Annotated in this window: 8 protein-coding genes; 7 read left to right on the plus strand and 1 reads right to left on the minus strand. The window is 57.9% G+C overall.

What is annotated here, in order from left to right; all coding sequences use genetic code 11:
- The 5 genes from M3498_00995 to M3498_01015 form a co-directional block, all read left to right on the plus strand.
- Positions 1-227: hypothetical protein (locus M3498_00995; GenBank protein ID MDQ3457873.1), on the plus strand; the 227-nt coding region annotated here is incomplete at its 5' end.
- Between the two features lie 135 nt (positions 228-362).
- Positions 363-626: a hypothetical protein gene (locus M3498_01000; GenBank protein MDQ3457874.1), complete on the plus strand. Its 264-nt coding sequence runs from the start codon at positions 363-365 to the stop codon at positions 624-626.
- 168 nt (positions 627-794) lie between these two features.
- Positions 795-980, plus strand: a complete 186-nt coding sequence (locus M3498_01005; protein ID MDQ3457875.1) for a hypothetical protein — start codon at positions 795-797, stop codon at positions 978-980.
- Between the two features lie 32 nt (positions 981-1,012).
- Positions 1,013-1,624, plus strand: a complete 612-nt coding sequence (locus M3498_01010) for a ParA family protein (GenBank protein MDQ3457876.1) — start codon at positions 1,013-1,015, stop codon at positions 1,622-1,624.
- On the plus strand, positions 1,617-2,537 hold the full coding sequence (locus M3498_01015; protein ID MDQ3457877.1) for a ParB/RepB/Spo0J family partition protein: 921 nt from the start codon (positions 1,617-1,619) through the stop codon (positions 2,535-2,537). Before M3498_01010 ends, M3498_01015 begins: the two co-directional genes overlap by 8 nt.
- Before the next feature lie 113 nt (positions 2,538-2,650).
- Here M3498_01015 and M3498_01020 read toward each other — a convergent pair whose 3' ends face one another.
- On the minus strand, positions 2,651-2,986 hold the full coding sequence (locus M3498_01020; protein MDQ3457878.1) for a helix-turn-helix transcriptional regulator: 336 nt from the start codon (positions 2,984-2,986) through the stop codon (positions 2,651-2,653).
- Positions 2,987-3,086: 100 nt separating this feature from the next.
- Here M3498_01020 and M3498_01025 point away from each other — a divergent pair, with 100 nt between their 5' ends.
- Entirely contained in the window at positions 3,087-3,596 is a 510-nt protein-coding gene (locus tag M3498_01025) for a DoxX family protein (protein ID MDQ3457879.1), read from the plus strand.
- Between the two features lie 117 nt (positions 3,597-3,713).
- Positions 3,714-4,838: an LLM class flavin-dependent oxidoreductase gene (locus M3498_01030; GenBank protein MDQ3457880.1), complete on the plus strand. Its 1,125-nt coding sequence runs from the start codon at positions 3,714-3,716 to the stop codon at positions 4,836-4,838.
- The last annotated feature ends 404 nt before the right edge of the window (positions 4,839-5,242 follow it).

The following is a 5,242-nucleotide window of genomic DNA, read 5'->3' on the forward strand; positions in this document are numbered from 1 at the left end:
AGAACCGGCATGTCGCCGCTGAGGAGCGAGATGGTGACCTGGTCTTTTACCACCAGGTCCTGCCTGGGCCGGCCAGCAAGTCCTACGGCATCGAGGTGGCGCAGCTCGCCGGCATGCCCGCCAGTGTGGTGGCTCGAGCTAAGGACGTCCTGGATTCCCTGCAGAAAGGTGGGCTCGAGCTAAGCCCTGAAGACGAGAACGCGACGTCCAGCCAGGGGGGTAGATAAGTGCGTTGAGGAAACGCACCTGTCCTCGCTTCTGTCAGCTCGTTGCCACTTATCCCAGGTTATTGCTTGGGCGCATGCTCTCCTGCTGCGACACTGCCGCCTCTAAACAGCGAAGGCTAAGCCTTTGACCCCACAATGGATAGACTCCAGCCAAATATCGACGACAATCATATCGCGCCCGCTCTCTTCACGGCAAAGGCAAGATTGACCGCGCCGAACTCGAGCAAGAAGGCACATCATGTCGAGCGGGTGGGCCTCGTCCTCGCTGAAGCGCTTGAACTCGTAATCCTCACCAATATGCTCAGCCACCGCCTGGCACTCGAGCGGGGAAGAACAGGGACAGTAGTGAATAACGACCTCTCCCCCACTCAGTTCGGTCTCATCATTTCCCAAAGATGAAGGGAAATCGTTAGGAAGGACAAGGCACCCCTTTGCAACTCTTTGTTATGCGTGTTCCAACGCTTAGTAAAGAGGGGAGCCTTCCTGGCGCTCATCTTTGTCTGAAGAGGGATCCAGCAAATGCAATTTGCCATAATGGGTTTGTATTACAAGTAATACGATTGCTACATGGACGACCAGCCGACCAGCTTTCGTATTCATGGTGATCTTGCCAGAGCACTCGAGGCATATCGCAACAGCGTAGAATGGGCGCCTTCAAAGACAGCGGTGATCCGAAAGGCGCTGGAGGACTTTCTTGCCCGGGAAGGCTTCTACCTTTCTGTTCAAGAAGAGGATGTACAGGCGAAACGGTGAAAACGATTTCTGTTGTAAACCAAAAGGGTGGGGTGGGCAAAACGACGGTCGCCGTAAACCTCTTGGCCGAACTAGCAGCGGGTACCTCTGCCTTACTTATTGACGCTGATCCGCAAGCCTCGGCCGCTGGCTGGGTGTCGAGGGCACCGGAAGATCGCTCCTATCCGGGCAGATGGCGAGAAGTGACAGATGCCGAGGAACTGAAGACTATTCCAAGCCTGGCTGGGTTCGACTGGACGGTCATTGATGGACCTCCCTCACTCGGATCTCCACTCATGGATGTTGCTCTGGCAGTTGCGGACTTGGCAATTATTCCCGTGACGCCTTCGGTCATTGATCTGATGTCCATGGTTGAGGCCACTGCGGTCAGCGTTCAGAAGGCACTAACCGACAATCCTAATCTCTTCTTTGCCGTGCTCATCAACAGGCGACAGCCCGGGACAACAATGGCGCAGGAAGTGCGGGGCGCCCTCGAAGCCGAGGGTATTCCCGTCTTCAACACAGAGTGGAGCCAATCAACGGCTCACGTGTCCGCTGCAGCTGAGGGCATTCCGGTAAGCCGCTACCGGGGGTGGAATTGGCGAGCTGCCTACCGGGAAGTTTCTGCTCTGGCCGATGAGGTGCGGGAGGTTCTCGGTGGGTAACAAGTTGACAGGGCAGCTTCGCAGCGCAATGGATAAGGCGAGAAAGCAAGCCCTAGAGGAGCATGGGGTTAAAGTTAATCATCAACTCCCTCTTGACGCGATCGCTTTGTCGGTGGCGCAGCCACGCCGCTACTTTGACCCTGGAGCCATGCAGCAGTTAACAGAATCGCTGAGGCAGTATGGTGTCGTGCAGCCACTGCTCGTCCGGCCCCATGCTGGAGGATTCGAACTCGTCGCCGGTGAACGCCGCTACCGAGCCGCCACGAATGCGGGGCTTACAACTGTGCCGGTCATCGTGCGAGAAATGAACGACACTGAAGCTAAAGAGATCGCCCTGCTCGAGAACCTCCAGCGTGAAGACCTGAATCCGATAGAGGAGACCGAGGGTATTTTGCAACTTCTCTCTGCTCATCTTGACAGCAATGTGCAAGATACGATTTCGCTGCTCTACAAGATGCATAACGAGGCAAGAGGAAAAGTTACCCATAACGTTATGGGTAAGGAGGGCAAGCTGGTACTAGCAACCTTTCAACGCCTCGGAACTATGACTTGGGAATCCTTTGTAAAGAACCGTTTGCCTCTTCTCAAACTTCCCGAAAATGTACTTGTGGCCATCAGAGAGGGACGCCTTGCCTACACGAAAGCGATGATCATTGCGCGAGTAAGTGACCCTGCTGAACGCGACACGCTGCTCGAGCAGGCAGTAACGAAGAATTTCTCATTGACACAGTTACGTGAGCATTCCAGGAGTTCAAAGGGCAAAATAAAGCCAACCAAAGGGTTTGAGTTGACCCAAAGATTTTCTTCAATTGTGCGCCGGATAGGCAAAAGCAACCTTATCGAGAACAGGAGCAAGCTCGAGCGGGCCGAGCAGTTGCTGAAAGAGTTGGAAGAGCTTCTTGCAAAACCTTGAACTCAGCTCTTGTGGTCAAGAGGCGCAATAGAAGGCAGGATCTGACCTGTAAGCATTGACTCATCATGCCGTTGCTCTTGGTGGCCGCTTGACCTGTAGCTACGGGATTGATTTCAGGTAACGGTTTCCTGGTGCAAAAGCCACTCGCTGGCCCAGGTGCTGATGCCAGCGATGACGCTTTTTAGGGCCTGCCCCTTTTCGGTGAGGCGGTACTCAATGCGAACAGGAGTCTCAGGGATGACAGTGCGGGTGAGGATACCCTCGAGCTCGAGCTCTTTTAAGCGTTCGCTGAGCATTTTGTCGCTGATATCCGGGATGGTCTGTCTGAGTTCGCGGAAGCGGGTGGCGCCCTGGAGCATGACGAGCAGGATGGCGCCGGTCCAGCGACGGCCGATGATCTCAACAGCCTGGTGGTAAAGGGGGCAGAGGCTTTGGTCATGGGTGTTCATACTTCATCTTACCAAAGGTAAGGGGCTTGACACAAGCAAGTAACTCTTCTATAGTAGCTAACGGGAAGTTAGTAATACCCAAACACCTGGAGGAATTTACATGACCTTGGATCTCGCTCTACTCATCCTGCGCCTCGTCGTCGGCCTGCTCCTCGCCGCTCACGGCGCTCAAAAACTCTTCGGCTGGTTCGGCGGCTACGGCCTCAAAGGCACCAGCGGCTGGATCGCCAGCCTCGGCCTCAAACCCGCAGGACTGTGGACCCTGGCGGCCACGCTAGGCGAGTTCGGTGGGGGACTGCTGCTCGCGCTCGGCCTCCTCACCCCGCTCGGCGCCATTGCCGCTGCTGCGACCATGGTGATGGCCATCGCCCTAGCTCACTGGCCCAAAGTGTTCGCCAGCGATAACGGCTTCGAGTTCCCGCTGGTGCTCCTCGCAACTGCCGTCGCGATTGCGCTCACCGGTCCCGGGGCATACTCCCTCGACACCGTCCTCGGCGTGACCGTTCCCGTTGCACTTATAGGCATCGCCGCGATGCTTGCCGCCCTCAGCATCCTCGTGGCCCTCGTCAGCCGCACAGTCCCTGCAAGCACCACCCAAGCCGCTGAGTAATCCACCATGGGTCTGAGCATGTCGCTCAGGCCCACTCTATTCATCAGCCGCCCTCGTCGGTACGAGCCGGGGCCGAGCCGGGAAACACGATGCGCTCGCCCCACATGAGGAGCAACCATGACCACCCAAACCTCCACCCCCGTCGACTCGACCACCCCCGAGCGCGCCTTCGAACTGGGCATCTACTCGTTCGCCGAGCTGACCCCGGATCCCTTCACCGGGAAGATGGTCAGCCCTACACAACGCATGGCCGATCTCATCGAAGAGATCGAGCTGGCCGATCAGGTCGGCCTGGACGTTTTCGGCCTCGGCGAGCACCACCGCCCCGACTTCATCGTGTCGTCCCCGGCCGTCGTCCTCGCGGCCGCTGCGGCTCGCACCAAAACCATCCGCCTAAGCAGCACGGTCACCGTGCTCAGCTCCGACGACCCGGTCAGGGTCTTTCAGGACTTCGCCACCCTCGATCTGCTCTCTCAGGGTCGCGCCGAGATCATGGCCGGCCGCGGCTCCTTCATCGAGTCCTACCCGCTGTTCGGCTACGACCTGAACGATTACAACGCGCTCTTTGACGAGAAGCTCGGCTTGCTGCTGAAGCTGCGCGCTTCCGAGCGTGTCACCTGGTCGGGCAAATACCGACCCGCGCTGAACGGCTTGGGCGTCTACCCTCGCCCGCTGCAAGAGACGCTTCCGGTGTGGATCGCCGTCGGCGGCACCCCCGAGTCCGTGGTGCGCGCCAGCACCCTGGGCTTGCCTATGGCGCTGGCCATCATCGGCGGTGAACCTGAGCGCTTCACGCCCTTCTTCGAGCTCTACCGGGAAGCGGCGCGCCGGGCCGGACACGACCCCTCGCAGCTCCCGCTGAGCATCAACTCCCACGGCTACCTCGCCGACAACGCTCAGCGAGCGGCAGACGAGTCCTTACCTTCGGTCGCCGCCGTGATGAACAAGATAGGACGGGAGCGCGGCTGGCCGGCGATGACCAGAGAGCAGTATGACGCGGCGCGTTCCTTACGCGGCCATCTCGTGGTCGGAAGCCCGCAGGAAGTCGCCGAGAAGATCCTCTTCCAGCACGAGCTCTTCGGCCATCAGCGACACCTCCTGCAGCTCACCGTCGGCACCTTGCCGCACGACAAGGTCATGCGCGCCATCGAACTGCTCGGCACCGAAGTGGCCCCAGTCGTCCGCAAGGAGATAGGGCGTCGCACCGCTTCGAGCGCGGTGCCGGCTGCAGCTGTCGACTAATTATAGGCAATGAGGCTGTAGTGGGTTGAGTAACAGCATCTCATAGCGAAAGAGGAGAGGGGAATAATCACCACGAGAGCCCGACCCATCTGTGGATTGATGGCAAACACATCCTTTGCTATTGAACACATCTGATGACACAACGACTTGCTGTTAGCGCAAATAAGGGCCATTGAGACCAAACAAGGGAATAACTCTCGAGAGGTCTCTCGGCTCGTTACCTCTCCCATCTCCGGAATTCTTTCTCTTGGCTACGTAAAGGTTCGGAACGTGAGGCAAAACTCATAGCTGATGAATTGCGACGGAATTGGGAGGTGCTAGCCCTCGAGCATCCTGCGGATTAATGGCCGAGTTTGGCACCACGCTAATCTTGGAGGCAGATACCTTTGATGCGCGATGGAAAG

It is taken from the genome of Deinococcota bacterium (assembly GCA_030858465.1).
Taxonomy (GTDB): Bacteria; Deinococcota; Deinococci; order Deinococcales; family Trueperaceae; genus JALZLY01.

Bases quoted from the DNA above. Each gene is read 5' to 3' on its own strand.
- M3498_01020 (MDQ3457878.1), bottom strand. From the start codon at position 2,986: ATGAACACCCATGACCAAAGCCTCTGCCCCCTTTACCACCAGGCTGTT.
- M3498_01025 (MDQ3457879.1), top strand. From the start codon at position 3,087: ATGACCTTGGATCTCGCTCTACTCATCCTGCGCCTCGTCGTCGGCCTG.
- M3498_01030 (MDQ3457880.1), top strand. From the start codon at position 3,714: ATGACCACCCAAACCTCCACCCCCGTCGACTCGACCACCCCCGAGCGC.
- M3498_01005 (MDQ3457875.1), top strand. From the start codon at position 795: ATGGACGACCAGCCGACCAGCTTTCGTATTCATGGTGATCTTGCCAGA.
- M3498_01000 (MDQ3457874.1), top strand. From the start codon at position 363: ATGGATAGACTCCAGCCAAATATCGACGACAATCATATCGCGCCCGCT.